At 47.1% G+C, this 25,601-nt stretch carries 23 protein-coding genes, 1 rRNA gene and 1 other RNA gene; 22 read left to right on the top strand and 3 right to left on the bottom strand.

The window, feature by feature from the left end; genetic code table 11:
* The first annotated feature begins 1 nt into the window (after window position 1).
* The 3 genes from ABEW32_RS25445 to argS all read left to right on the top strand — a co-directional run bounded on the left by ABEW32_RS25445 (window position 2) and on the right by argS (window position 3,103).
* Window positions 2–892, top strand: coding sequence for a LysR family transcriptional regulator (locus ABEW32_RS25445; RefSeq protein ID WP_430192998.1), 891 nt, complete (start codon window positions 2–4; stop codon window positions 890–892).
* 94 nt (window positions 893–986) lie between these two features.
* A complete protein-coding gene (locus ABEW32_RS25440; protein ID WP_430192962.1) occupies window positions 987–1,427 on the top strand; it encodes a YwiB family protein in 441 nt (146 codons plus the stop codon).
* Complete coding sequence (gene argS / locus ABEW32_RS25435; RefSeq protein WP_430192960.1) at window positions 1,424–3,103, top strand: arginine--tRNA ligase; 1,680 nt, start codon at window positions 1,424–1,426, stop codon at window positions 3,101–3,103. Before ABEW32_RS25440 ends, argS begins: the two co-directional genes overlap by 4 nt.
* A 111-nt stretch (window positions 3,104–3,214) precedes the next feature.
* On the opposite strand, the gene ABEW32_RS25430 is transcribed toward argS, so the two are convergent.
* Window positions 3,215–4,075 carry a hypothetical protein gene (locus ABEW32_RS25430; RefSeq protein WP_430192958.1) on the bottom strand — a complete coding sequence of 287 codons (861 nt, stop codon included), beginning with the start codon at window positions 4,073–4,075 and terminating at the stop codon, window positions 3,215–3,217.
* A gap of 126 nt (window positions 4,076–4,201) precedes the next feature.
* Window positions 4,202–5,095: a LysR family transcriptional regulator gene (locus ABEW32_RS25425; RefSeq protein WP_430192956.1), complete on the bottom strand. Its 894-nt coding sequence runs from the start codon at window positions 5,093–5,095 to the stop codon at window positions 4,202–4,204.
* A 201-nt stretch (window positions 5,096–5,296) separates the two neighbouring features.
* Here ABEW32_RS25425 and ABEW32_RS25420 point away from each other — a divergent pair, with 201 nt between their 5' ends.
* From ABEW32_RS25420 to ABEW32_RS25405, 4 genes are read left to right on the top strand one after another with little or no spacing between them, the layout of a single operon-like run.
* Window positions 5,297–6,295 (top strand): ABC transporter ATP-binding protein, encoded by a 999-nt coding sequence (locus tag ABEW32_RS25420; protein ID WP_430192954.1) that lies wholly within the window; start codon window positions 5,297–5,299, stop codon window positions 6,293–6,295.
* 15 nt (window positions 6,296–6,310) lie between these two features.
* Window positions 6,311–7,384 carry an ABC transporter substrate-binding protein gene (locus ABEW32_RS25415; RefSeq protein WP_430192952.1) on the top strand — a complete coding sequence of 358 codons (1,074 nt, stop codon included), beginning with the start codon at window positions 6,311–6,313 and terminating at the stop codon, window positions 7,382–7,384.
* Between the two features lie 4 nt (window positions 7,385–7,388).
* The gene (locus ABEW32_RS25410; protein ID WP_430192950.1) at window positions 7,389–9,059 is read left to right on the top strand and encodes an ABC transporter permease; all 1,671 of its coding nucleotides are present in this window, start codon (window positions 7,389–7,391) and stop codon (window positions 9,057–9,059) included.
* The gene (locus tag ABEW32_RS25405; RefSeq protein WP_430192948.1) at window positions 9,056–10,441 is read left to right on the top strand and encodes an MBL fold metallo-hydrolase; all 1,386 of its coding nucleotides are present in this window, start codon (window positions 9,056–9,058) and stop codon (window positions 10,439–10,441) included. Before ABEW32_RS25410 ends, ABEW32_RS25405 begins: the two co-directional genes overlap by 4 nt.
* A 16-nt stretch (window positions 10,442–10,457) precedes the next feature.
* Here the strand turns inward: ABEW32_RS25405 and ABEW32_RS25400 are convergent, their stop codons facing one another.
* Window positions 10,458–11,618 carry a S8 family peptidase gene (locus ABEW32_RS25400; protein WP_430192946.1) on the bottom strand — a complete coding sequence of 387 codons (1,161 nt, stop codon included), beginning with the start codon at window positions 11,616–11,618 and terminating at the stop codon, window positions 10,458–10,460.
* Between the two features lie 409 nt (window positions 11,619–12,027).
* Between ABEW32_RS25400 and rpoE the strand changes: the two genes are divergently transcribed.
* The 15 genes from rpoE to ABEW32_RS25325 all read left to right on the top strand — a co-directional run.
* Complete coding sequence (gene rpoE, locus ABEW32_RS25395; protein WP_430192945.1) at window positions 12,028–12,576, top strand: DNA-directed RNA polymerase subunit delta; 549 nt, start codon at window positions 12,028–12,030, stop codon at window positions 12,574–12,576.
* A gap of 401 nt (window positions 12,577–12,977) precedes the next feature.
* A complete protein-coding gene (pyrG, locus tag ABEW32_RS25390) occupies window positions 12,978–14,579 on the top strand; it encodes a CTP synthase (protein ID WP_430192943.1) in 1,602 nt (533 codons plus the stop codon).
* Window positions 14,580–14,792: 213 nt separating this feature from the next.
* Window positions 14,793–15,161, top strand: a complete 369-nt coding sequence (locus ABEW32_RS25385) for a response regulator (protein WP_014599366.1) — start codon at window positions 14,793–14,795, stop codon at window positions 15,159–15,161.
* Between the two features lie 248 nt (window positions 15,162–15,409).
* Window positions 15,410–16,264 carry a class II fructose-1,6-bisphosphate aldolase gene (gene fba / locus ABEW32_RS25380; RefSeq protein WP_430192941.1) on the top strand — a complete coding sequence of 285 codons (855 nt, stop codon included), beginning with the start codon at window positions 15,410–15,412 and terminating at the stop codon, window positions 16,262–16,264.
* 226 nt (window positions 16,265–16,490) lie between these two features.
* Entirely contained in the window at window positions 16,491–17,744 is a 1,254-nt protein-coding gene (gene murA / locus ABEW32_RS25375) for a UDP-N-acetylglucosamine 1-carboxyvinyltransferase (protein ID WP_430192939.1), read from the top strand.
* 259 nt (window positions 17,745–18,003) lie between these two features.
* Window positions 18,004–19,338, top strand: coding sequence for a transcription termination factor Rho (rho, locus tag ABEW32_RS25370; RefSeq protein ID WP_430192937.1), 1,335 nt, complete (start codon window positions 18,004–18,006; stop codon window positions 19,336–19,338).
* A gap of 94 nt (window positions 19,339–19,432) precedes the next feature.
* A complete protein-coding gene (locus tag ABEW32_RS25365) occupies window positions 19,433–20,704 on the top strand; it encodes a radical SAM family protein (protein ID WP_430192935.1) in 1,272 nt (423 codons plus the stop codon).
* Window positions 20,705–20,858: 154 nt separating this feature from the next.
* On the top strand, window positions 20,859–21,056 hold the full coding sequence (rpmE, locus tag ABEW32_RS25360) for a 50S ribosomal protein L31 (RefSeq protein ID WP_016818578.1): 198 nt from the start codon (window positions 20,859–20,861) through the stop codon (window positions 21,054–21,056).
* A 111-nt stretch (window positions 21,057–21,167) separates the two neighbouring features.
* Window positions 21,168–21,434: signal recognition particle sRNA large type (gene ffs / locus ABEW32_RS25355), an RNA gene on the top strand.
* A 156-nt stretch (window positions 21,435–21,590) separates the two neighbouring features.
* A complete protein-coding gene (gene dnaX, locus ABEW32_RS25350; RefSeq protein WP_430192933.1) occupies window positions 21,591–23,342 on the top strand; it encodes a DNA polymerase III subunit gamma/tau in 1,752 nt (583 codons plus the stop codon).
* A gap of 40 nt (window positions 23,343–23,382) precedes the next feature.
* A complete protein-coding gene (locus ABEW32_RS25345; protein ID WP_013368784.1) occupies window positions 23,383–23,694 on the top strand; it encodes a YbaB/EbfC family nucleoid-associated protein in 312 nt (103 codons plus the stop codon).
* 26 nt (window positions 23,695–23,720) lie between these two features.
* Entirely contained in the window at window positions 23,721–24,320 is a 600-nt protein-coding gene (recR, locus tag ABEW32_RS25340; protein ID WP_016818580.1) for a recombination mediator RecR, read from the top strand.
* Between the two features lie 208 nt (window positions 24,321–24,528).
* On the top strand, window positions 24,529–24,840 hold the full coding sequence (locus ABEW32_RS25335; RefSeq protein ID WP_430192931.1) for a DUF2508 family protein: 312 nt from the start codon (window positions 24,529–24,531) through the stop codon (window positions 24,838–24,840).
* A complete protein-coding gene (locus ABEW32_RS25330; RefSeq protein ID WP_430192929.1) occupies window positions 24,837–25,112 on the top strand; it encodes a pro-sigmaK processing inhibitor BofA family protein in 276 nt (91 codons plus the stop codon). Before ABEW32_RS25335 ends, ABEW32_RS25330 begins: the two co-directional genes overlap by 4 nt.
* 421 nt (window positions 25,113–25,533) lie before the next feature.
* Window positions 25,534–25,601 (top strand): 16S ribosomal RNA (locus ABEW32_RS25325); the annotation flags it as partial.

Raw genomic sequence — 25,601 nt, 5'->3', positions numbered from 1 at the left:
GATGGAATTGAGACATCTCAAGTATTTTTTAGCGATTGCCGACGCTGGACAGATCACGGCGGCAGCCAAAAAGCTGCAAATCGCACAGCCTCCCTTAAGCCAACAGCTTATGCAGCTGGAGCAGGAGCTCGGTGTAAAGCTGGTGCATCGAGGCTCGCGAAGCATCCAACTAACAGAGGCTGGAGTCATTTTACGGAACAGGGCCAAGCAGATTTTGGAGCTGACAGATGCTACGACAAGGGAAATAAACGATTTTGCCATGGGAATGAAGGGGACGCTCACCATTGGAACGGTCTCTTCCTCTGGGGCAACCCTGATGAAAGACAGGCTTTCCGAATTTCACAAAACCTATGCGGGTGTAAAATTTGAAATACATGAGGGGAATACCTTCAGGATTCTCGATCTTCTGAACAAAGGAATTATTGAGGTGGGTATTGTCAGAACTCCTTTTAATACCACTGATTTAGGGTGTAGATATGCTTCCACTGAGCCAATGGTGGCAGTGATGACGGAAGAACATGATTGGAGTCCCGAACAGAAGACCATTTCATTGGCGGAGCTGAAGAACAGACCACTGATTGTATATCGTCGTTTTGAGCAATTGATTCACGACACCTGTATGAAGCATGGCTTTGAGGCGAATTTCTTTTGCAAAAATGACGATGCCCGCACCACACTTCATTGGGCCAACGAAGGGCTGGGTATTGGCATGATTTCGCAATCTGCATTGTCTTTGGGCAGCAACAATCATCTAATTGTTAAGGAAATTATGTGTGAAGAATTGCACACTCGTGTGGCAGCGGTCTGGTTGAAGGATAAATACATGTCTTCTTTGGCTTCCCGGTTCATTGAAAGTTTTAGCCAGGCATCCAGTGCAGCTGACCTTCAATAGTTGAATTTTTTAAGGATGAAAGCATCTTTTTGTAAAAACTCATTTGAATTGCAATCGGGAACTGGATATAGTAGTACAGTAGGATAGCGATAGAATGGAGTTTGAACACATGCCACACAATGCAAAGGTTCGAATCCGTCTTCATAGTCATCATGACGGAGAAGATGTGGTACAGGAGCTTCCTGGAGAAGCAATCGTTCGCGGGAAGCATCTATATATAAGGTATGAGGAGCCGCAAGAGAGTCCTGAGGGCGGTTCGATACGGAACACACTCAAGATCGGACCGGATGAGCTAAAGCTGATTCGTCACGGTGAGGTACAATCAGAGCAGTCGTTCGCGTTGGGACGCAGATTGCCTGGATTTTACCGCTCGCCTTATTTAAGCCTGAACATGTCTGCGCATACGCAGAAGCTCGATATTCGGATGGATGGATTCAACGGACATGTGAGCTGGACTTATGATCTATACGTATTTGAGGATTTCTCGGGGCATTTTGCCATCAGTTTGCATATACAGGAGGAGCAACAATCATGACAAGCAATCCACTTGAACTTATTAATCAAAAGGTGGCCTCGGCAATCGAGGCAGCGGTGCTGGCTGCTGGAATCGTCAGCCGCGAAGAGCTACCAACCATCACGCTGGAGGTACCTAAGGACAAGTCACACGGTGACTTGGCTACCAACGTAGCCATGCAGCTCACTCGCATTGCGAAGAAGAACCCGCGTCAAATCGCTGAAGATTTGATCGCAAATATGGACTTGACTTCCGCTTCTATTGAAAGTGCGGAAATCGCCGGACCGGGCTTTATTAACTTTCGTCTGAACAAGAGCTACCTCTATGCAGTTATTGGACAAGTGCAGGAGCAAGGAGCGGATTATGGACGTGTACAGGTAGGGGCAGGCAAAAAGGTACAAATCGAATTTGTCAGCGCCAATCCGACCGGTAGTCTTCACTTGGGTCATGCACGTGGCGCAGCTGTAGGGGATGCGCTCTGTAACGTGCTTGATTTTGCAGGATATCAAGTTACTCGTGAATATTACATTAATGATGCAGGGAATCAGATTTACAATATGAGCCGTTCCATTGAGGCACGCTATTTGCAGGAGCTGGGACAGCCTGCGGAGATGCCGGAGGATGGATACCATGGTGAGGATATCATCGGGTTCGCCAAGGAACTGGTGGCCGAGAAGGGCGATTCTCTGTTGTCCATGGAACCGGGAGATCGTGCTGCTTTTTTCCGTGAATACGGTTTGGAAAAGGAACTGAATAAGATCAAGCGTGATCTGGAGCGCTTCCGTGTACCTTTTGACTCCTGGTTCAGCGAAACATCGCTGTATGATAACGGCGAAGTGCTTAAAGCGCTGAATGAGCTGCGTGACCGTGAGGAAATTTATGAGAAGGACGGAGCTACCTGGCTGAATACGACTAAGTATGGCGACGATAAGGACCGTGTATTGATCAAAAATGACGGTACTTATACGTATCTGACTCCGGATATTGCTTACCACCGAGACAAATACGCTCGTGGGTATGACACGATCATCAACATCTGGGGAGCGGATCACCATGGCTACATTCCACGGATGAAGGCCGCAATGGAAGCACTGGGTAATGACCCGGATAAGCTTAAAGTGCTGATTGCCCAAATGGTCAGCTTGTTCCAAAACGGGGAAAAAGTAAAAATGTCCAAGCGTACTGGTAAGGCCGTGACGATGGAGGATCTGATGGAAGAAGTGGGCGTAGACGCGATCCGTTACTTCTTCACCATGCGTAGTATGGATTCGCATCTGGACTTTGATATGGATTTGGCGATTTCCACTTCCAATGAGAATCCGGTATTCTACGTGCAATATGCACACGCACGTGCATGCAGCGTATATCGTCAAGCCGAAGAACAGGGTATTGCTGTGCTTCCGCTGGCAGAAGTTGACCTGTCGAAGCTGACGGCTGAGCATGAATACGATCTGTTACGCAAAATTGGCGAGTTGCCAGAGGAAGTATCCGTAGCAGCTGCAAACTTTGCACCGCATCGTATGATTCGCTATGTCTACGAGCTGGCATCATTGTTCCACAGCTACTATAAGGCAGAGCGTGTCATCACAGAGGATGCTGCTCAAACGCAGGCTCGCTTGGCGTTGTTTGGTGCGGTTCGCACGACCATTGCCAATGTACTGAAGCTTGTGGGTGTGTCTGCACCGGAACGTATGTAAGTAGACAATTGCAACGTATGACCTTGTAGCCATATGTATAATAGTAAAAGGAACCGTTCGTGCTGTCCTCTACAGGGCGGCTCGTACGGTTCCTTTTTAGGTTTCAGTAGCTTAATAGCGTTCCAGTACCAGATTCGTTTTTAGAGAATCGGCGGGAATCAGCCATCCTTTAGACTGCAGCAGATTAATCAGCTTGGTTCGGTTGCTTGCGGCAATATTGTAATCCGAAGTTTTGAAGGAGATTTCGATGATATTGTCGGTACCCGATCCGCTTGCGCTGCGAATAGGCCAGATTTCGACGTCAGTACCCAAGCCCTGAAAGCTGCCCTCATATTTGCTGACTTCTACAGGACCGCGCACTCTGGCGTTTGCCAAGGTTTGTTTACCCCAGTTGCTGCTTTTCCAGTTTTGCAGCTTGCCCGGAAGGTTGTCCTGCAATTGCTTTAACGCCTGATCTGGGGAAGGCAGAGATAATCCTTTGGAGGCGTTCGTTTTCTTGTCATTGGAAAAGCTTAGTGTCTGCTTGTTGTATCCCCAATCCACCTCAGCCTCATAATTATCATCAGACGCACTGAACCCTTCCTTATTTGCTTGGGTAAGTGCTGCGTCGATATTCCCACCTGTGACTGTATAGCGTTTTTTGTAGGTTAATTCATAATTTTTTTTATCCTCTTTCTTGCGGAATCTAACGTTCCAGCCCTCGTCATTCAGTTGCAAGGGGTCTGTGTCAAAATACTCGACCTTTAAGCGTTGCGCATCCTCGCCGATTTGGAATTCATTTACGATGCCGCTTTTTAAAGAACCATCCGCGTTAAGGACCTGAGCTGTATCCAACAGCAGCTTAACCTCATAGCTTGGCGTGGCGTTGGCAGCGGCTTGTACGGGCTCAGCACCTTTCCATCCTGTTACGAGCAACACTGTACTCAGAGTTACTACAGACATAATTTTAGTGATACGCAGGCTTGTTTTCATTTCATCCTCTCCTGTTCGTTCAGATTGGTTACATGCTCCACTTTACGGATGTTTTGTCAGTCGTATGTCAAGGCAAGAGGGGAGTCTGGTTAAAAAATACCATAATTTATATATAACAACTAAGATTTAATCTTGGTTCCATCCTAAATATTCAGTGAATATGTGAATCAGCGCGGAGCGATGACGATCTCTATTACTAACCATATAAATGTGGCGCTCAACAGGTTGTCCCGGAATAGGCCTTACAACCAGTAAACCCCGCTTAACCTCTGATTGAACAGCAATGCGAGAGACAAAGGAGATGTGTTCTCCCAGCATAACTGCCTGTTTGATGGCCTCTAGTGAATCCAATTCCAGATAGGATGGAAGCCGTCGTCGCCCGCGCTCCAGCCATTTGTCAGTCACGTGGCGTGTGCTGGAATCCTTTCCATGCAATACAAAAGAAGAAGAAGCGATACGCTCAGATGTCAAATCAGTTTCGTTAGCGAGCGGATGAGTGGGTGAGCAGATAAGCACCAGTTCATCCACTCCCAGGGATTCTGAGAGTAGCGTGGGGTCTTGAAACGGCTCTGCTGATATAACGCCAAGGTCAATTTCGTGGCGAGCGAGCATGTCCTTGATCACGGGCGCTGTTTTCACAGACAAGGCGATGTGAATACCCGGATGCTCGCGGGCAAAACGGTGCAGCACAGCAGGAAGCAGATAGGTAGCTGGTACATAGCTTGCGCCAATACGTATGCTCCCTCGTTGGAGCGTATCGAACTCACGGACGACCCGCTCAGCCTCAGCTGCAAGCGCATTAATCTTGGTGGCGTAGTGCAGGAGCGCATTTCCGGCATCCGTCAGAATGATTTTACCCATACGTGTATCAAATAGCTTTACTCCAAATTCACGCTCCAGATTTTTCATATGAAAAGTAACAGTGGGTTGCTTTAGGCCGAGAAGCTCGGCTACGGTAGTGATTTTGTGGTGCTTATTCAGCAGCTCTACAATATGTAACTTTAGAAGACTTAAGTTCACTTAGAATGCCCCGCTTTCAGGTTGATCGAGCAATTATGCTTATTCTCTGGGTAGTAGAATCAATCCCCTCTATATAGATTAAATCTATGAGTGTTAACACAATTCATTGAAATAATTAATTTTGTTTTAACTTTCCAATAACACAGGTTGCGAATTCAAGCTTTACACTGGGGTCAGTCACAAGAACAGGCAGGTAATGCGATGAATCAGGATCTATATATTCGCGGATTAAGTAAAACCTTTGGTCATACTACCGCGCTGCATGAGACGAATCTGGTCGTACGACGAGGCAAGTTCACCACACTGCTCGGGCCATCCGGTTGTGGGAAGACGACGCTCTTGCGCTTGATTGCTGGTTTGGAGACCCCAGACACCGGCACAATTACGATGGGAGAGGAAATCCTCTTTTCAGCCGAGCACAAAAGGGATATTCCCGCACATCTCCGCCGCTTTGGTATGGTCTTTCAGGATTTTGCGCTGTGGCCGCATATGACAGTGTTTGAAAATGTGGCCTTCGGCCTGCGAGCGAGCAAGCGAGGGAAAGGGACCGCCAGTGTACGAGGCAAGGAACTGCAGGCTGTAGTGCTCGAGGCACTCGAAAAGGTGAGGTTGTCAGGGATGGAAGATCGCTATCCCCATCAGCTGTCCGGTGGCCAGCAGCAACGGGTTGCTTTTGCAAGAGCAGTTGCTATCCGGCCTCGGCTGGTTTTGTTCGACGAGCCGCTCAGTGCGCTGGATGCTGTGCTACGGGAAGAAATGCGTATTGAGATGATATCGCTTGTGCGCGACCTGGGGCTGACCGCCCTATACGTTACCCATGATCAGATTGAGGCCATGTCCATGTCGGATGAAGTAGTGGTTATGAAAAGTGGACATATTTTGCAGACCGGAGCACCGGAGGTGATCTATAGTCGCCCAACTCATCCAGAGGTGGCAAGGTTTATCGGCAAATCCAACTGGCTCGAGTTGGAACGGACACTATTTCGGCCTGAACATGTCCGTTGGGCACAAGAGCAAGCGGATCAGCACACTTTTACAGTAGAGATTCTCCATGTCAGCTATGTTGGCGATCGCTATGAAATCCGTCTACTAGCCGAAAGCGGTGAGCAATGGACTGCATATCATTCCACCCGCTTGCCGATAGGCGAAAAAATGCATATTTGGATATCACCGCAATACATCCACCAACTTGAAGTATAGAAAGGGGTATACAAGATGATGAATAGGTGTGGTTTTCGTGCAGGATGGAAAAAGGGGGCTATGCTTGCTTTAACATTGACCTTTGGGCTGACTGTGGCAGGCTGTGGAACCGCTACGACATCGAAGGATGGGGCGCAAGCAGACGGAACAGCCAAACCAGCAGGAGCAGCGGCGTCCACTGATCAGAAGCTGGTTGTTTACAGCGCAGGCCCGGATGGACTGGCGAAAAAGCTGGTAGCGGGATATGAGGCGCAGAGTGGAGTTAAGGTAGAGCTATTTCAGGGAACGACAGGTAAGATTTTAGCCCGCATGGAAGCGGAGAAAACGAATCCAGTAGCAGACGTGGTTGTGCTGGCATCGCTTCCGTCTGTACAAGGCTTGAAAAAGGAAGGACTCACGCTCCCCTATCCGGACGCTAAAAATGCGGACAAGCTAAACCCCGACTGGTCTGATAAGGAGGGCAACTATTTCAGCACCAGTGCTTCTGCTTTAGGCATTGCTTATAACACAAAATTGGTGAAATCCCCTCCTACTTCATGGGCCGACTTGGCGAAGCCTGAGTACAAGGACCAGGTTAACATTCCCGATCCATCGCTGTCCGGCTCAGCGCTGGATTTTATGACAGGTTACCTAAGCGCTAAGGGCGATGGAGGCTGGACACTGTTCGAGGAGTACAAAGCTAACGGTGTGGCCATGGCTGGTGCCAATCAGGAAGCGCTAGATCCAGTGATTACCGGAGCTAAAGGTGTAGTCGTCGCTGCGGTCGATTACATGACTTACAAGGCTAAAGCCAAAGGTGAACCGATTGATATCGTCTACCCGACAGAAGGAACGGTTATTAGCCCGCGTCCTGCCGCAATCCTCAAGTCCACACAGCATGAGCAAAATGCCAAAGCGTTCATTGACTATCTGTTGTCGGACGAGGCACAAAAACTAGTGGCAGATGCTTCCCTGCTTCCTGGACGCACGGATATCAAAGCTGACCATCGTGCCAACCTGGATGAAATCCCATTGCTAAAAACCAATTGGGAATGGATGGGTGAGCACGGCTCAGACGTGACGGAAAAGTTCACGCAAATGTTCAAATAAGCCGATGGGAGGTTTGTCTGTTAAACACATCAGGGGATGGTCCCTGACACTTGCTCTGGTCGCGCTTCTTTTCCTAATTTTATTGCCGTTGCTGCAAATCTTCATCCAAAGTGTGTATGTTGAAGGGGAATTTCAATGGGCGGCGCCTGTTCGAACGTTAGCTGCCTCTCCATTTGCAGGAGTGCTATTCAGCTCGATTTGGCTAGGCATCTGTGTAATCGCCGGAACGACCGTCCTTGCACTCCCACTAGCCTGGATCATGTCCAACACCCGACTCGCACACTGGCGCTGGTTGGATGTGGTGCTGCTGATTCCATTTATGACTCCGCCCTATATCGGGTCCATGGGGTGGATTCTGTTTATGCAAAAAAACGGGTATCTGGAGCAGATGTTTCCGAATCTGCATTTCTTGACAGCTTCCTTCTTTAGTCTTGGCGGCATGGTGATGATCATGAGCCTGCATCTGTTTCCATTCCTGTACCTGCTACTGCGCGGGGCGCTGATGAGGATTGGCGGCAGTCTGGAAGAAGCGGGTGCCGTCATGGGCGGAGGCTTTCTGTACAGGTTCCGTCGAATCATTTTACCGCTACTGCTATCGGCATACGGAATGGGTGCGTTGCTCATTTTCGTTAAAACGATTGCCGAGTTTGGCACACCTGCTACCTTTGGCCGACGTATCGGGTATGAGGTCATGACTTCTGAAATTCACAAATATATTTCCAGCTGGCCCATTGATTTTGGCAAAGCGACATCAATGGCATCGGTGTTGTTAACGGCCTGCCTGCTTATGTGGTACGTGCAATCGGTGATCAACCGAAAGTTCACATACAGGCTGGTAGGGGGTAAAGGCTCGCGACCCTCCCGTCTGCGTGTATCCAACTGGACTACGGGACTGAGTGTCACATTCATTTTATTGCTGCTCATCGCAGCTATTGGTATCCCTTACTTTTCAATTATCGCGGCTTCCTCCATGAAGCTACGGGGAATCGGATTGGCGTGGAATAACCTTACACTCGACTATTACAAGGAATTGCTGTCGTGGGGTTCAGAAAGCATGGAGGCATTACTGAACAGCGTATTTCTCTCTTTGGGTGCATCGACGGTTGCGGTGGTGCTGGGCACCTGGTTTGCGCTTGTCATTGGTGGCTCACGTACGAAAGTCCAACGTACAGTTGATGCGTTCAGCTTGCTTCCGAATACCGTACCGGGAATTGTTATGGTGGTTGGTCTGATCTTGTGGTGGAACTCGCCATGGATGCCGATTCCGCTGTATAACACATACGGCATGGTCATTCTGACATATGTTATTTTGTTTATTCCTTATACGGTTCAGTATGTCAAAAGCGCATTTACACAGGTGGATCATGTCCTTTTTCAAGCGGGACAGGTATTCGGCGGGCGTCCGTCTTATATATTCCGCCGGATTATACTGCCGCTCATTGTACCGGGGATGCTCGCAGGTTGGATGATGACCTTTACCATTGCTTCACGGGAACTGGTAGGATCATTGCTGATTTTACCGCCATCCGTTCAGACGTCTGCAACCTATATATTTGCCCAGTTTGAGCAGGGACAGGTGTCGCTTGGCATGGCGATGGCTGTGATATCGGTTGGGTTGACCACACTGCTATTGGTTTTAATGGAAAGCTTAAACTCGCGAAGAAAGTGGAAATGATGATGACCAAGCTTAGAATTTGGGGCGGAGCGGGCGAACATGGCCGCTCCTGTTATGTTTTTGAAGGAAAGCAGCATCGGATCATGCTGGATTGTGGCGTAAAAAAGGAAGGAACCGGGCAGTATCCGGTTTTTCCGCCGCAGAAGGCGAAAGAACTAACTACTGTATTGCTGTCTCATGCGCATGAGGATCATTCCATGGGGCTCCCCTTGCTGTACAAGTATGGATACCGTGGAGAAGTCTGGACGACCAAGGCCACCGCTGAGCAGTTAGGCTCTTATTTTCGCTCCTGGCATACTTATGTTGAATCGAGAGGTGGCGAATTGCCATACGGAGAAGAGGATATCCAATCCATTACCTATCGCTATCTAGAAGACGAAGTGCCGTCAGGAGTGTGGCATGAAGCTTGTCCGGGTGTGAGAATAATGTGGGGACGCAGTGGACATTTGGCTGGTGCAGTGTGGTATATCATAGAAATGGAAGGGAAGCGGTTGTTTTTTTCTGGAGACTATAGCCGTGAATCTGAGCTTCTTGCTGCCGATGCACCTGGCTTGTGTATAGGGGAGGGGATAGATGCCCTTCCTGAATGTAAGCCAAAGTCCAGTCTAGTGGACATATCCATCATGGACAATGCCTATGGCATGGATATAGACCCGCAGCCTGTTAAGCTGGAGCGGCTGAGGGTCGAGATGGAGCAGACATTATTGTCTGGCGGTCATGTGTTGTTGCCGGTGCCTGCCTTCGGCAGAGGACAGGAGTTGATCGTATGGGTCAGTGAGCAATTCCCTGAACAAGCAATAATTGTAGAGCCTGACCTGTGGCATGGATTGAAACAGTTAATTGAATGGAAAGAATGGTTGCGACTGGAAGCTCCCGCGCGAATACTACATGTGCTAAACAGTAGCAGGGTGTTCGTGCCTCGTGATGTTGCGGAACGAATAAGTCTGCTGGAACGGAACAGGGCCACTATTATCGTAACAAGAGATGGTATGATGGATTCCCCGCAGGCGCGTTGGTATTATCAATATCTGTCGGATACACGCAACATGATGAATGCTATGGATCGTAGAGTAAACATGAAGAACAGTGTGATGTTGACTGGACATGCCTCAAATGGCTCTTTTGGTAAGCAGCTGTTGGAACGTGCGGACTCAAATGACATTTGTATAGCTCGGCATTTGATTTACAAGGTGCATCAAGGGTTATTGGATGTGAGGCGAATGTTGAAGGAGATGCCTAGCAAACAGGTTGTACTCGTTCATGCACCAAAACTACAGACCGACCTTGTACGAGATGAGCTAATAAAAGAAGGAAATAATAGACATGGAGGTCCTGCCAGAGAAGTTCATTCCTTGGAGCCAGGCACAATGATAGAGGTTTAGTACATTAGATGGTGGTTCACTTTGTACCTTCCTGCATCAATCGGAAGGCATCCACTTCTCCGAGCTTGGTAGAAATGGAACTGCGCCCAGCACTTTTACGAAGGCGTAGCGGTGTGGCGGTGCGCTTAAGTAGTGCCTTAATCTCTCCAGGCTCCAGCTCCGGTCTCAGTGAAAGAAGGAGTGCGATACTCCCGGTCACATGGGAAGTAGCCATAGAGGTGCCGCTCATTTCATGATACTTTCCATGAATCCACGAGGATCTGATCTTCTCGCCAGGCGCATATACGTCTACGAATTGCCCCCGATTGCTAAAGGGTGCAATACGTCTGTATTTGTCGGTAGCTCCGACTGAAATGGTCTGGGAATAACGGGCTGGATAGTCGATACTTCGACGCTTGCCCTCATTTCCCGAGGAAGCTACGATTACAATGCCGTTATGATACGCTTTATTCACCATATCAAGGAGTGCCTTGCTGCGCGACTTCATACCAAAGCTCATATTAATAATATCGACACGATTTAATACACACCAGTCGATACCGAGAATGATGTCAGAGACATAGGCGGCTCCATTATGATCAAATGCTTTTACAGGGTGAATTAAAGCCCGTGGTGCTACGCCAACCATACCTTCGTCATAATTGGATGCCGCGATGGTTCCAGCAATATGAGTACCGTGGCCGTTGTCGTCATAGGGTAACATGGTCCGGTTCAATAAATTAATACCTCTGGCAAGGGAATGGCGAAGATCAGGATGATGAAAGTCCGCTCCTGTATCGATCACGCCGATCCTGACCCGATTTCCTGTCGAGGAGGGCCAAGCCTTGTATGCACGTACCTGTTTAACTCCCCATGGCATGGAAAGGCTTTTTTCAGCCTTCGGTATATAAGCCGTTTCTGCGTGAACTTTTATGCGGGTATCTTCTTCAACCGTAACACCGTGATGATATTTGCCCAGCCTGTCTCCCCCTGAAAGCGGAGCGATGAGAGCACGGATTAGCCGAGCCGGCTGCACTTTCCGTAACCCCGCCAGCTCAGGTTTCAACTTCCTGAGATAGGACAAGCATTCTAGGTATTGTTGAGGCTTATCGAACGTGATAATCTGTTTGTGCCGTCCGCTGCTGGACGGCTCCGAAATATCCTCATGCAAACGCTGCAAAAAAGCCGGATAGTCCATTTGAGACGGTCCCCCTCCGATGAGCCATGCTGAGGTATTGTATGAGCAAGCGTCAACTGCGGCATGGGGAACCTGCCCCTTTTTTATGGAAATAGGCCTGCTTGTCGTGTCAAAGTAACTGTGGACACATACGATACATGGAGGGCATACGCTCTTGTGCAACAACTTTGGGAGGCCTCTCCCGAAGCGGATACAGTCGAGGACGGGGGGAACCCCGTCTTTTTTACGTGTATTGTCTTGTGCAATAGGGGGATATTATTGGAAATTGTGACGATACCCATGTTTAACTTGCAATTTGCTTCCAAATAGGTTTTACTTAGTTTTGATAATGGATATGTTAGTATTGCATGTATCGTGTATGCTCTGAAACATGTTCTTGTGAATTACGTGTGAGAGGAAGTGTCCCTAGGTGAGTACACCACTCAACTTAAAGATTGACCAGGAGAAAGTCCATGAGACTCCAATGGTGGATTTGGCATTTATGGTATTGAAAGCAGCCAATACTCCATATTATTACCGTGACCTGATGAACGAAGTCGCCAAATTACGCGGCTTGTCCAACGAAGAAATTAATGACGTTATTGCTCAGCTATATACTGAAATCAACATTGACGGGCGTTTTGCCTGTGTCGGTACGAATCTGTGGGGCTTGAAACGTTGGTATCCGGTAGATAAATCCGAGGATGCCCTGACAGGCGCCAAGCGTCCTCGTATTATTAACGATGAAGACGATGACGACGAAGATGACTATCATGAGGAAGAAGAAACTTACAACTCCGATGATGACTTCGATGCAGACAGCGAAGACGAGGACGGCGAAGACGAGCTGTTCGACGGAGAAGATGACGATGATAGTGACGATGACGTGGTTATTGACGATGAAGACCTCAGCGATGAGGAAGATACAGATGATGAAAACGACGATGAGTCGATGGACGACGACGATTCACTTCGTTAGAAACAGGCTGCAAGGGGAGATACGCTCTCCCCTTTTTCATGACCGTTTTCTTGAAACCCCTGCTGATTTATAGCTTTCAAATAGATTTATTCCAATCTGGTTCAATGGAGAAATTAACACAGATAACTTCCTTGACAGCGGATTGGACACGGGGTAAACTATTGCTTGGGCTTATGATTGATTCACTTATATGTTTGCTTTTTTGTATAAAAGTGCCCCGTACTACGGGAGTGCTTTTTTGTTTTTTATAGGGGTGTTTTCACTCATGAAAGAAGGCTAAGGGCGGCGGATTGGAAAATATAACCGCTGCCTTCTTCATGGATGATAATCCGTGCAAACGGGTTACGATAACATCATAATGTCGCCTGAATTTTGCATCTTATCTAGGAGGGTTTTGAACAGTGACGAAGTATATTTTTGTGACAGGCGGGGTTGTGTCTTCCTTGGGCAAAGGGATTACGGCAGCTTCACTGGGGAGGCTTTTGAAGAACAGGGGACTGAAGGTAACGATTCAAAAATTTGATCCTTACCTGAATGTCGATCCGGGTACCATGAGCCCTTACCAGCACGGTGAAGTGTTTGTAACGGATGATGGTGCCGAAACGGATCTTGACTTGGGACACTATGAGCGCTTTATTGATATTAATCTGTCCAAGAACAGCAATGTCACAACAGGCAAGGTATATTCCAGCGTGATCAGCAAAGAGCGTCGCGGAGAATATTTGGGGGGTACAGTGCAGGTTATCCCTCATATTACGAACGAAATCAAGGAGCGCGTGTACCGTGCAGGCCGTGAAGCGGGTTCGGATGTCATTATTACGGAAATCGGCGGTACTGTAGGCGATATCGAAAGCTTGCCATTTTTGGAAGCCATTCGTCAGCTCAAAAGTGAAGTTGGACGCGAGAATGTGATGTACATTCACGTAACGCTTATTCCTTATATTAAAGCTGCTGGTGAGGTTAAAACCAAACCAACTCAGCACAGCGTAAAAGAACTGCGCAGCATCGGCATTCAACCGAATGTCATTGTTTGCCGTACAGAACATGAATTGTCCTCCGACATGAAGGCTAAAATTGCATTGTTCTGCGATATTGATGCGAATGCAGTGGTAGAATGCCGCGATGCTTCGACTCTCTACGAGGTTCCGTTGAACCTGCGTGAAGAAGGTTTGGACGAAATCGTAGTTAACCACCTGAAGCTGACAACACCTGCACCGGATATGACTGAATGGGAAGGGCTCGTTGATCGAATCAGCAAGTTGGACAAAACGGTTGAAATTGCTATTGTTGGTAAATATGTTGCATTACATGATGCATACTTAAGTGTTGTCGAGTCACTTTCCCACGCTGGATTTGATGCAAATGCGGACGTGAAAATCCGTTGGGTGAACGCTGAAGAAGTAACGGATGAGAACGTAGCTGACATGCTGGGCGGCATTGGCGGTATTCTCGTACCGGGTGGCTTCGGCGATCGCGGAATTGAAGGTAAAATCAGCACTATTCGTTATGCACGGGAGCATAAAATTCCGTTCTTCGGTATTTGCCTGGGTATGCAGGTATCTGTTATTGAGGTTGCCCGTTCCCTGGCTGGTCTCGAAGGAGCCAACAGCTCGGAAATCAACCCGGCTACCGATTATCCTGTCATTGACTTGCTTCCTGACCAAAAAGACATCGAAGATTTGGGCGGTACCATGCGTCTTGGCCTGTATCCATGTAAGCTGGTGGAAGGTTCTCTGGCAGCGGCTTGCTACAACGACGAGCTGGTGTACGAGAGACATCGTCACCGGTACGAATTCAATAACGAATATCGTGAAGTTATTGAAAAAGCAGGTCTTCGTATTTCTGGTACTTCACCGGATGGACGTTTGGTGGAAATTGTGGAACTTCCTGAACATCCATGGTTCCTGGCGGTACAATTCCATCCAGAATTTACTTCCCGTCCGAATCGTCCACAGCCTTTGTTCCGTGAATTTGTAAAGGCGGCATTGCAGCTTCAAGGTTAATGCCATAGCCTGAAAGACCTCCTTTGGGAGGTCTTTTTTTATCCCATGCTTCCTGATTATGAAAGAATATTCCACAATTATGTATATGAGAAGGATTTTCTTTTTGCAGGAGCGAATATAGTTTTAGGTATGGGACGGATATTGTACGTCATCGGACGCTGTTATGGCAATAGCTGCATGATCCTCGTTTTAAGATCTTAGGAGGTTAAAACATTGGAAAAGAAAAAAGTATTAATCGTCGATGACCAGAATGGAATACGGATTTTACTGATGGAAGTGTTCGGAAGTGAGGGTTATGAGACCTTTCAGGCAGCGAACGGGAAAATTGCTCTTGAAATTGTGGAGAAGGAACCACCCGATCTGGTTCTGCTCGATATGAAAATTCCAGGTATGGACGGACTCGAGATTCTGAAGCACCTAAAAAGCATGAATCCCGACATCAAGGTCATTATGATGACAGCATATGGAGAACTGGACATGATTAAAGAGGCGACGGAGCTAGGTGCACTTATGCATTTTACCAAGCCCTTTGATATTGATGAAATGCGGATCGCTGTGAACAAACAACTTAGAGGTGACTAGGTAAGTCGTTTTGGTTAGAGAACTCTGTTAACAAAACAGGGTTTTTTGTTTGTGATTATGGGAAATACTGAAAGTAAATCCTCTCCTTATACAATTCTATGGAAAAACGGCGTCCTGGGCGTGATTTTTGTATGTGTTGATATGCAAAAGCTTGTTTAGTATTTAACATGGGTTGTGGTATAATAAGCCCGTATGTGATGTCGGCTAAAAATATAGACAAACCCAAACACCTTTAGGAGGATGTAACCATGCCATTGGTATCTATGAAAGACATGTTGAACAAAGCACTCGAAGGAAAATATGCAGTAGGTCAATTCAATATTAATAACCTGGAGTGGACTCAAGCTATCCTGGGCGCTGCTGAAGAAGAAAAATCCCCAGTAATCTTGGGTGTTTCTGAAGGCGCAGCACGTCACATGGGCGGATTCTACACTGTTGTTAAAATGGTAGAAGGTCTTATTCATGACATGAAAGTTACGGTTCCAGTTGCAATTCACCTGGACCACGGTTCTAGCTTTGACAAATGTAAAGAAGCAATCGACGCTGGTTTCACATCCGTTATGATTGACGATTCCCACAGCCCAATCGAGAAAAATATCGAAACAACGAAGAAAGTTGTTGAATATGCGCATTCCAAAGGCGTTTCTGTTGAAGCTGAAGTTGGAATGGTTGGCGGTCAAGAAGATGATGTTGTAGGTGACGTAATGTACGCTAAGCTGGACGATTGTGTACGTATCGTTAAAGAAACAGGCATCGACACACTGGCTCCTGCACTGGGATCTGTCCATGGACCATACAAAGGCGAGCCAAACCTGGGCTTTAAAGAAATGGAAGAAATTCGCGATGCTGTTAAACTGCCACTCGTTCTTCATGGCGGAACAGGTATCCCTACACACGATATCCAAAAATCCATTTCCCTGGGTACTTCCAAAATCAACGTAAACACTGAGAACCAAATTGCATTTGCGAAAGTAGTTCGTGAAGTGCTTGCTGCAAAACCAGATGCTTACGATCCACGTACATTCATCCAACCAGGTCGTGAAGCGATCAAACAAACAGTTATCGGTAAAATCCGTGAGTTCGGTTCCAACAACAAAGCGTAATAATGTTTCAACTGGTCATGCGTCTGCATAGACTGAATGCATTTCTTCGTTGTAGCTGTATTTATGCTGCACAAAACAATTAAGTCTGTACAGTTGAATAGTTTGGTATGGAAAGCACACCGCTTAGCCGGTGTCTTTCCATTTTCACCACTAAAAAAGTTGAAAGTTTATAGTTTCAGTTCATTGTTTGACCGACTGCAAAACACGTAGGGGGACCCTCAAGCTTATGGAAAAATTGATGATCACCGGTGGACGGCCGCTTCAGGGTACAGTATCCATCAGCGGTGCCAAAAACAGTGCCATCGCCTTGATTCCCGCAGCCATTCTGGCAGAGTCGGAAGTCATTTTGGATAATTTGCCGCTGCTTAGTGATGTGGCGGTGTATTCCGAAATATTGGAGGAGCTTGGTGCAAAGGTTACTTGGGAAGGTAGCCAGATGAAGATAGATCCTTCCTCCATTAAATCCATTCCTATGCCGAATGGACCTGTTAAAAAATTACGAGCCTCTTATTATATGATGGGGGCCATGCTGGGTAGATTCAAGGAAGCGATCATCGGTTTGCCAGGAGGATGTAATTTTGAACCCCGGCCCATTGATCAGCATATCAAAGGTTTTGAAGCGCTGGGTGCCACGGTTACGAACGAGCATGGCGCTATTCATCTGCACGCCAAAGAACTGCGCGGCACCAAGATTTATTTGGATGTCAGTAGCGTAGGAGCAACTATTAATATTATGCTGGCGGCCGCACGTGCCAAAGGCGCCACAACTATCGAAAATGCGGCTAAAGAGCCTGAGATTATAGATGTAGCAACTTTGTTAAACTCCATGGGGGCGATTATTAAAGGCGCCGGTACAGAGACGATTCGTATTGAAGGTGTGTCGGAACTACATGGCTGCCGTCATTCCATCATACCTGACCGTATACAAGCAGGCACATACATGATTGCTGCTGCGGCAACCCGTGGGAATGTATTGATTGACAATGTGATTCCCAAGCATATGGAGGCCCTCACTGCAAAAATGCAGGAGATGGGTATTGGCATTGAGGAATATGATGAAAGTATTCGTGTACTGGGTGCACCTTCCTATGGACATGTCGACGTTAAAGCCTTGGTATATCCGGGCTTCGCCACAGATTTACAATCTCCCATGACCAGCTTGCTGACTCAAGCTCAGGGTGTCAGTGTGTTGAGCGACTTTGTGTACAGCAATCGCTTTAAGCACGTGCCTGAACTGGTGCGAATGGGAGCTAAAATTCGTGTAGAGGGACGGTCCGCCATTATTGAGGGTGGTCAACTGAATGCAGCTAAAGTAAAAGCGGCAGATCTACGCGCCGGGGCGGCTCTTGTCATTGCTGGACTTACAGTAAGTGAAGGGGTAACCGAGGTGGCGGGTGTTGAGTATATTGACCGTGGTTATGATCATCTTGTTTCCAACCTGCGTCTTTTGGGCGCTGATGTATGGCGGCAGACTGAGTAATTGAACTATGTATTATGTTCGAGCTCCTCGTAACCCAAGCGATGGAACAGATAGCATCTATGCAGCCACTGTTTGATATAAGATTTGGTTCATACCTAACAATCTTTTATCGGAAAACCGGAATAATTCGGTATAATTCAGGCAGGTGGCTGCATAACTTTATGTGTTTTGGTTAAAATTATGTTGATGGTGTTAATGATATCATTGTCTATCATTTAGATGTATGAATGGACTTAATAATTGAATAGGTGGTTATTATATGGATCTGCAAATTTCCGATCTGGAAGAAATGAAGCTGACCGACCTGTACAAGCTGGCCAAGCAATACCAGATCCCGTACTACGGAACGCTCAAGAAGAAAGAATTAATTTTCGCGATCCTGCGCGCACAAGCTGAGAAGAGCGGATTGATGTTTATGCAGGGTGTTCTGGAAATACTTCCTGAAGGTTACGGCTTTCTGAGGCCGATCAATTATCTCCCGAGTACCGAAGATATTTACATCTCTGCTTCACAAATCCGCAAGTTTGACTTGAGAACAGGCGATCTCGTTTCAGGTAAATGCCGAACACCAAAAGAAAATGAACGATATTTTGGATTACTTCAAGTTAACGCCGTCAATGGAAGAAGTCCTGAGCAAGCTGCTGAGCGGCTACATTTTCCTGCACTGACTCCACTGTATCCGCAAACCAAATTAGTCCTTGAAACTTCCCCCAACCATTTGTCTACGAGAATTATGGATGTACTGGCCCCTGTCGGACTTGGACAGCGCGGACTTATTGTGGCACCTCCCAAAGCTGGGAAGACGCTTCTCCTCAAAGAAATTGCCAATAGCATTTCTACCAACAATCCCGAGATTGAGCTATTTGTCTTGTTGATTGATGAACGCCCTGAAGAAGTGACTGACATGCAGCGTTCTGTCAAAGGCGAAGTTGTGGCCTCTACGTTTGATGAACTTCCTGAAAATCACATCAAAGTGGCAGAACTGGTGTTGGAGCGTGCACTGCGTCTCGTAGAACATAAAAAGGATGTCGTTATCCTGTTGGACAGCATCACACGGTTGGCTCGTGCGTACAATCTCGTTATCCCTCCGTCTGGTCGTACTTTGAGTGGGGGTATTGATCCGGCAGCATTTCACCGTCCAAAACGCTTTTTTGGTGCAGCTCGGAATGTGGAGGAAGGCGGCAGCTTAACGATTCTTGCCACAGCGCTGATTGATACAGGGTCTCGTATGGATGATATCATCTATGAAGAGTTCAAAGGTACAGGTAATATGGAGCTGCACTTGGATCGCAAACTGGCAGAACGTCGTATCTTTCCTGCAATTGATATTCGTCGTTCTGGTACACGTCGTGAGGAAGTGCTGTTAAATAAGGAAGAATTAGATACGATCTGGGCTATTCGTAAAAATATGACGGAAAGCCATGACTTTGTGGAAGGCTTCCTCAAAAAGCTGCGTAACAGCAAAACTAACGCTGAGTTTTTAGCCTCGTTTGATTTGACAGCACCTTCTACTAGCGGCTCGCAAAGTGCTGGTGGTCAACAACGAAGAACTACGCGTTCTACTACAGCGTCAGTTCCGGCCACAACCAACTAAAACCCAACTATGTATTTTATCTGTTCCGTAAGAACACAGCCGTTACCATTCATTTGGTTAATGTTGCGCTTTACAGAACGAAAGGAGCTTCATAATGTATTTGGTGTATGCCGACGAAAAAGGCAATGTATATGACCATGCTTCTTTGTATGGGCTTGCCCGTAGCGCAGACATGATTGTTGAAATCATGGAAGATGAGCTTATTCCGTTACCGGAAGGAGCTACGCTGGTAGGCTTGCCCAGCACCCGCCCGGTCGGTATGAACCCTGAGACAGGGGAAATGGTCTCTCTTCCGGGAGATGTGCAGGCAGTAGGGGCTTTGTTACCGCAAGGCTTTACACGCCTATGTCTGCCGGGATATGTGAAGACGGATAAGGAGTATAAACTCCCTTTGTTCGGTTATTCGGCCGTTGTCTGGAAAGACGGGGCGTTTTATGTAACAGCAGAGCAGAGCGACAGTCCTTCCAAATGGAATCCTGAGAACTGTGACCGCAATCAAGTTAAATTGGGTGTTCAGCGAATGACAGAGCAGTATCCCGAAAATAGGCTGTACCAGCATTTGTCTAACTGTGCGCTGGGATACGAATGTCTTACTTCCTCGAATACATTCCTGAATCGCTGGGAAGGGGGAGTTCCGGTATCTTATTCTTGTAATGCGGGTTGCTTTGGCTGTATATCTGAACAGCCGGATGACAGTGGTTTTGTATCTCCGCAGACAAGAATGAACTTCCGTCCCCGCGTGGAAGAGATTGTAGAAGTCATGTTGGAACATTTGAAAACACCTGAGTCTATCATCAGTTTTGGGCAAGGTTGTGAAGGTGAGCCCTCCACTCAAGCCAAACTGATTATTGATGCGATCAAAGAAGTACGTTCCGTTACAGATATGGGATATATTAATATCAACACGAATGCGGGATTGAATGATCATATCCGGGGAATTGTGGATGCGGGTCTTGATCTCATGCGAGTAAGTACAATTAGTGCATTGGACGACCATTACAATGCGTATTACAAGCCGCGCGGTTACACGCTGGCTAATGTGGAAAAGTCACTCCGCTATGCGTCCGAGCAGGGAGTGTATACGTCCATTAACTATTTGATTTTTCCGGGTGTAACTGACCGGGAGGAAGAAATCGAGGCAATGATTGAATTTGCCAAACGCACTAAGCTCAAGCTGATTCAAATGCGTAATTTGAATATTGATCCTGAAAGCTATCTGGAGTTGATTCCGCCGGCTCAAGGGGAGATACTTGGTATGAAGCAAATGCTTGAGATCTATCGTGAGGAATTGCCAGATGTGGTAATCGGTTCTTATACTCATGTGCCTCCGCAAGGGAAGGCGCGTCCCAAATTTGCCAGAACCTAAACGGTTGGGAGTTATTTGAAACATACCGATCTTACACTGTTTTGTGTGCTAAAAAGAGTGGTTGAAACACTCATATTCAAGTGCTATAATTTGAACATGTGTTCATACAACTCTGGACTGATAGGACGTTCAGGGCGGAAAGAGGTGAAAGTTAATGCAACAGGCTATTCAACCGAAGTATAACGTAACTAATGTTACTTGCGCTTGCGGGAATACGTTTGAAACTGGTTCTGTGAAAGAATCTCTGCGTGTGGAAATTTGCTCCGCTTGCCATCCGTTCTTCACAGGTAAGCAGAAGTTTATTGATGCTGGTGGACGCGTGGATCGTTTCAAAAAGAAATACGGTATGTAATAAGCTACCGCAAGTTATAAAGTTATTAGAGCCTTCTGCAATTGCAGGAGGCTCTTTTTGTCGGTATTTGCTATTTGCATTTTGTGCAACCATGAGATATACTTATTTTCACCGTGCTAGATGGGGAGGTAGCGGTGCCCTGTAACTCGCAATCCGCTATAGCGAGGTTGAATTCCTGTTAGAGGTGTTGTTGATGTGAGGCTGGTCCCTGCGCACAATGTTGACGGTTGGGTCCTCCGCAATGAGTACTTGTGAACCTGGTCAGGTCCGGAAGGAAGCAGCCATAAGCAAGCCCACTCTTGTGCCGGAGGGTCGCCTAGCCCGAGTTGTTGCTCAGGGTTGCCGCTCGGATCACAACGATCAATAACAGGTGCACGGTATATACTTAGGAATTGGAACATCTTGGCGAATATGCGAAGGTGTTTTTTTGTGCTTATAAATTGAAATGTGTCTGGTTTAGATTCGGACGGGAGTATAGTATAATGAAGTGACCATGAATGGTCATGAAAGTGAATGGGAAAGAGGGAACGCGCATTGGAACATATAGCGTTGTACCGTGCTTGGCGGCCGCAGGCCTTCAAGGACATGGTAGGACAACAGCATATTATCCAGACATTGCAGAATGCCATCCGCGAAAATCGCACGTCCCATGCCTACCTGTTCAGTGGTCCGCGAGGAACGGGCAAGACCAGTGCGGCCAAAATTTTGGCCAAGGCAATCAACTGTGAGCATGGACCTGCGCCGGAGCCTTGCAACGAATGCGAAGCCTGTAAACGGATCACAGCCGGAGCGGTCATGGATGTGCAGGAGATTGATGCAGCCTCTAACCGGGGTGTTGAAGAGATTCGTGATTTGCGCGATAAAGTCAAATATGCGCCCACAGAAGTGCGGCACAAGGTTTATATCATTGATGAAGTGCACATGCTGACGACGGAAGCGTTCAATGCGCTGCTCAAGACGCTGGAAGAGCCGCCGCCACATGTAATGTTCATATTGGCGACGACAGAGCCGCATCGGATTCCTGCGACAATTATTTCACGTTGCCAGCGTTTTGACTTCCGACGAGTCTCGTTGGAAGAGCAGACGGAGCGGCTTGACCTGATATGCCAACAGGAGAACATTCAGGCTGATTTGGATGCGCTGCAATATATTGCGCGTCTTTCAGACGGCGGGATGCGAGATGCGGTTAGCGTTTTGGACCAAATATCTTCATTTACTGATGGTCGGGTTACGTATCAGCAGGTGCTGGATATGACGGGCGGGATCGCATCCGAGCAATTCGGTAAATTGGCATTGGCATTGCTGAAGGAAGATGTGGGCACAGTGCTCCAATTGATCGAGAACTTTATGCAGGAAGGTAAAAGTGCGGATAAGTGTATGGAGAATCTTCTGTACTACTTCCGAGACCTGTTAATGATCAAGATGGTGCCGCAGGCAACAAAAATGACCGAGAGAGTGCTGAACCCGGAGCAGTTTAAGGAAGTTGCAGATGCTTTTACCAAGGAGCAGCTCTTTGCAATGATCGACACTCTTAATCGTTATCAGAGCGAGATGAAATATGCCGTTCAGCCTCAAACATTATTTGAGGTAGCTCTATTGAAGTTATGCAGCATTCCGGGGGAAGCAGGAGCTGTTGCTCAGCCAACTGCACAGCGCTCTGGTGCTGCGGCTGGCCAGGAAGATGTGGCCATGTTAAAGCGCCAGCTTGCTGAGCTGGAAAAGAAACTGGAACGTGCAATGCAAGGTGGCTTGGCCGCTGGAGCGGGCCAGGAGGCAGCGTCAGGCGGTCGTCAGGCTTCTGGTGGCCGTGCTCCTGCTCCACGTCTTTCAACGCCAGCCAAGCTCCCTTCTCAGTTGGACCGCTATATCGCTGAGAAGTCAAGTGAAGCATTTGCAGCAGTAGGGCGTAAGTGGAGCCAGATTTTGCAAGGGGTAAAAGAGGCGAAGGTTACGGTTCATGCTTGGTTTATGGACGGTGAGCCGGTTTCTGTGTTAGAGGACAGTGTGCTGGTCGCGTTTAAGAACAACATTCATCGTGAAACTACCGAAAAGCCTGCCAATAAGCAGGTCATCGAGAAGGTTTTGCATGAGCAGTTGGGTCATTCTTATCGTTTGGTAACGATGATGCAGAAGGATTGGAATGCTGCGATTGAAGGAGTTTCCGACCAGCCTGCCGAAGAATTGCAACTGGAGCCGGAGCATGATGCGCCGGGAAAGTCCAAGGAGCCCTGGATTGATGAAGCCATTCAGCTTTTCGGGGAAGATCTGGTAGTCATTAAAGAATAATCAAAAGTAAATGTATACTTCATTAAAGGAGATGATTGAAATGAACAATATGAACCAAATGATGAAGCAAGTGAAAAAAATGCAAGAACAAATGCTGAAAGCACAAGAAGAGCTTGGTGGGAAAGTAATCGAAGGTTCTTCTGGCGGCGGTGTGGTAACTGTAGAGGTAAGTGGACATAAAAAAGTGTTGTCCATCACGATTAAACCGGAAGCAGTAGATCCTGATGATGTAGAAATGCTGCAAGATCTCGTGCTCACTGCAGTCAATGATGCTTTGTCCAAAGCGGATGAACTGGCTAATGATGATATGGGTAAGTTTACAGGTGGTATGAAAATTCCGGGCTTGTTCTAGTCTGCTCATAAAGGAGAAACACACTATTGCATTATCCCGAGCCGATTGCAAAGCTGATTGACGCTTTTACGCGCCTGCCGGGAGTAGGCCCAAAAACAGCTGCCCGGTTGGCTTTTCACGTACTGAAAATGAAAGAAGACGATGTGATTGATTTTGCCAAAGCGCTGGTCAATGTAAAACGCAACCTTCACTTTTGTTCAGTTTGCGGCAATATTACGGACACGGACCCTTGTCGGATCTGTCAGGATAAGACGAGGGATGCTTCCGTCATATGTGTTGTTCAGGATGCCAAGGATTTGGTGGCTATGGAGCGTACCAAGGAGTTTGATGGTTTGTACCATGTACTTCATGGGGCAATCTCTCCAATGGAGGGAATTGGTCCTGAGGATATCAAACTCAAGGAGTTGCTGACCAGGCTCAGTGATGAACGCGTCAAGGAGTTGATCCTGGCTACGAATCCGAACATTGAAGGAGAGGCCACGGCTATGTACATTTCCCGGCTAGTGCGTCCTTTTGAAATCAAGGTTACACGTATTGCTCACGGATTGCCCGTAGGCGGGGATTTGGAGTATGCCGACGAGGTCACCCTGTCCAAAGCGTTGGAAGGCCGTAGAGAGCTCAATTAGTAGGTGTAGTTATACGTTACAAGTGAAGAGTCTGAAATGTCCGACATTCTTGACTCGCTTAGGGAGCCGCTACGGCTCCTTTTTTATTTGCAGTTATAGATGGTTTTATAATCGTTCCTGGTTCTAAGTTTGTCCTTTATTCAATAAGTATGAATAGGGTAGTCTTTCAGACTGTACACATAGTTCGGCTTGTGAGGAGGATGAATGAATGTGGGAACGGATGAAACGAAATTTCCGTCGTCAAGAGAGTGGAAAAACAGAAGCGGAGTATCGCCAGGAATTGTTTGCACAGATTCGGGCTTCGCATGCAGAGTGGTTAAGAGCGCATCGTTTATTTCATGAAGCTACGGGTAAGGATGAAATAGACTACGCTATTTTTGTGCTGGAAGCTGCGGAACGTAAATATCAAATACATTTAAAAAGTGCAAAACAGCAGGGGCTACATCGATTTCATTTGCCAGCCGATGAACCGGGGTATGCGAATGATACAGACCGGGTTCACAAGCGGAGGGCGGAATGAGAGGGGCTGTATGGCTTGTTCTGATTGCCTGTGCTGGAATACTGATGTACCTAATGCTGAAAAAACGTCTGGGGATTGGTTGGTTTGTAGTCTTCGGAGCGCATATGGCTCTGGCAGCCATTGCACTGTATATTATTAATTATTCAGGGTGGATTACACAGGTGTACATTCCGATTAATCCAGTGACGATGGGAGCGGTAACGATATTAGGCTTGCCGGGGATTGCGCTACTACTGGGATTGAAAATAATATTGTTCGGACAGGCCGTATGAGAAGCATTATTGTAGCAGTTATTATGGCAAAGGGAGAAGTGCCAAACAAGTGAGTTTTGGTGGCTCGGATGTGTTAGGGTTTTATTTTTTAAATTATAGTTGACGACGAATTCAAAAATGTGATACATTAATTCTCGGCCTTTAAAGCCCGGGAATTTTTTTGTGAGGGCAATGCTCAAATAGCATCGAAAAATAATTTCAAAAAAGTGTTGACTTAAATCCCGAATGTATGTTATATTAATTAAGTCGCCGCTGAGACGCGGTGGTGAAACAAAGCGAAGAATAATGGACGTTTGATCTTTGAAAACTGAACAACGAGTGAGTAAATGATTTTGTTCGCAAAATCAACAATGAGATATTTTATCTCGTCAGTTTCAAAATGAGCTAATCGCTCTTTCTATAAACCAGCTTCGGTTGGTCTTTAATGGAGAGTTTGATCCTGGCTCAGGACGAACGCTGGCGGCGTGCCTAATACATGCAAGTCGAGCG

It is taken from the genome of Paenibacillus jamilae, assembly GCF_050482105.1.
GTDB classification, from domain to species: Bacteria; Bacillota; Bacilli; order Paenibacillales; family Paenibacillaceae; genus Paenibacillus; species Paenibacillus jamilae_B.
Note: the sequence above shows the minus strand (reverse complement) of the source record. Positions and strands in the feature narration are given on the sequence as shown.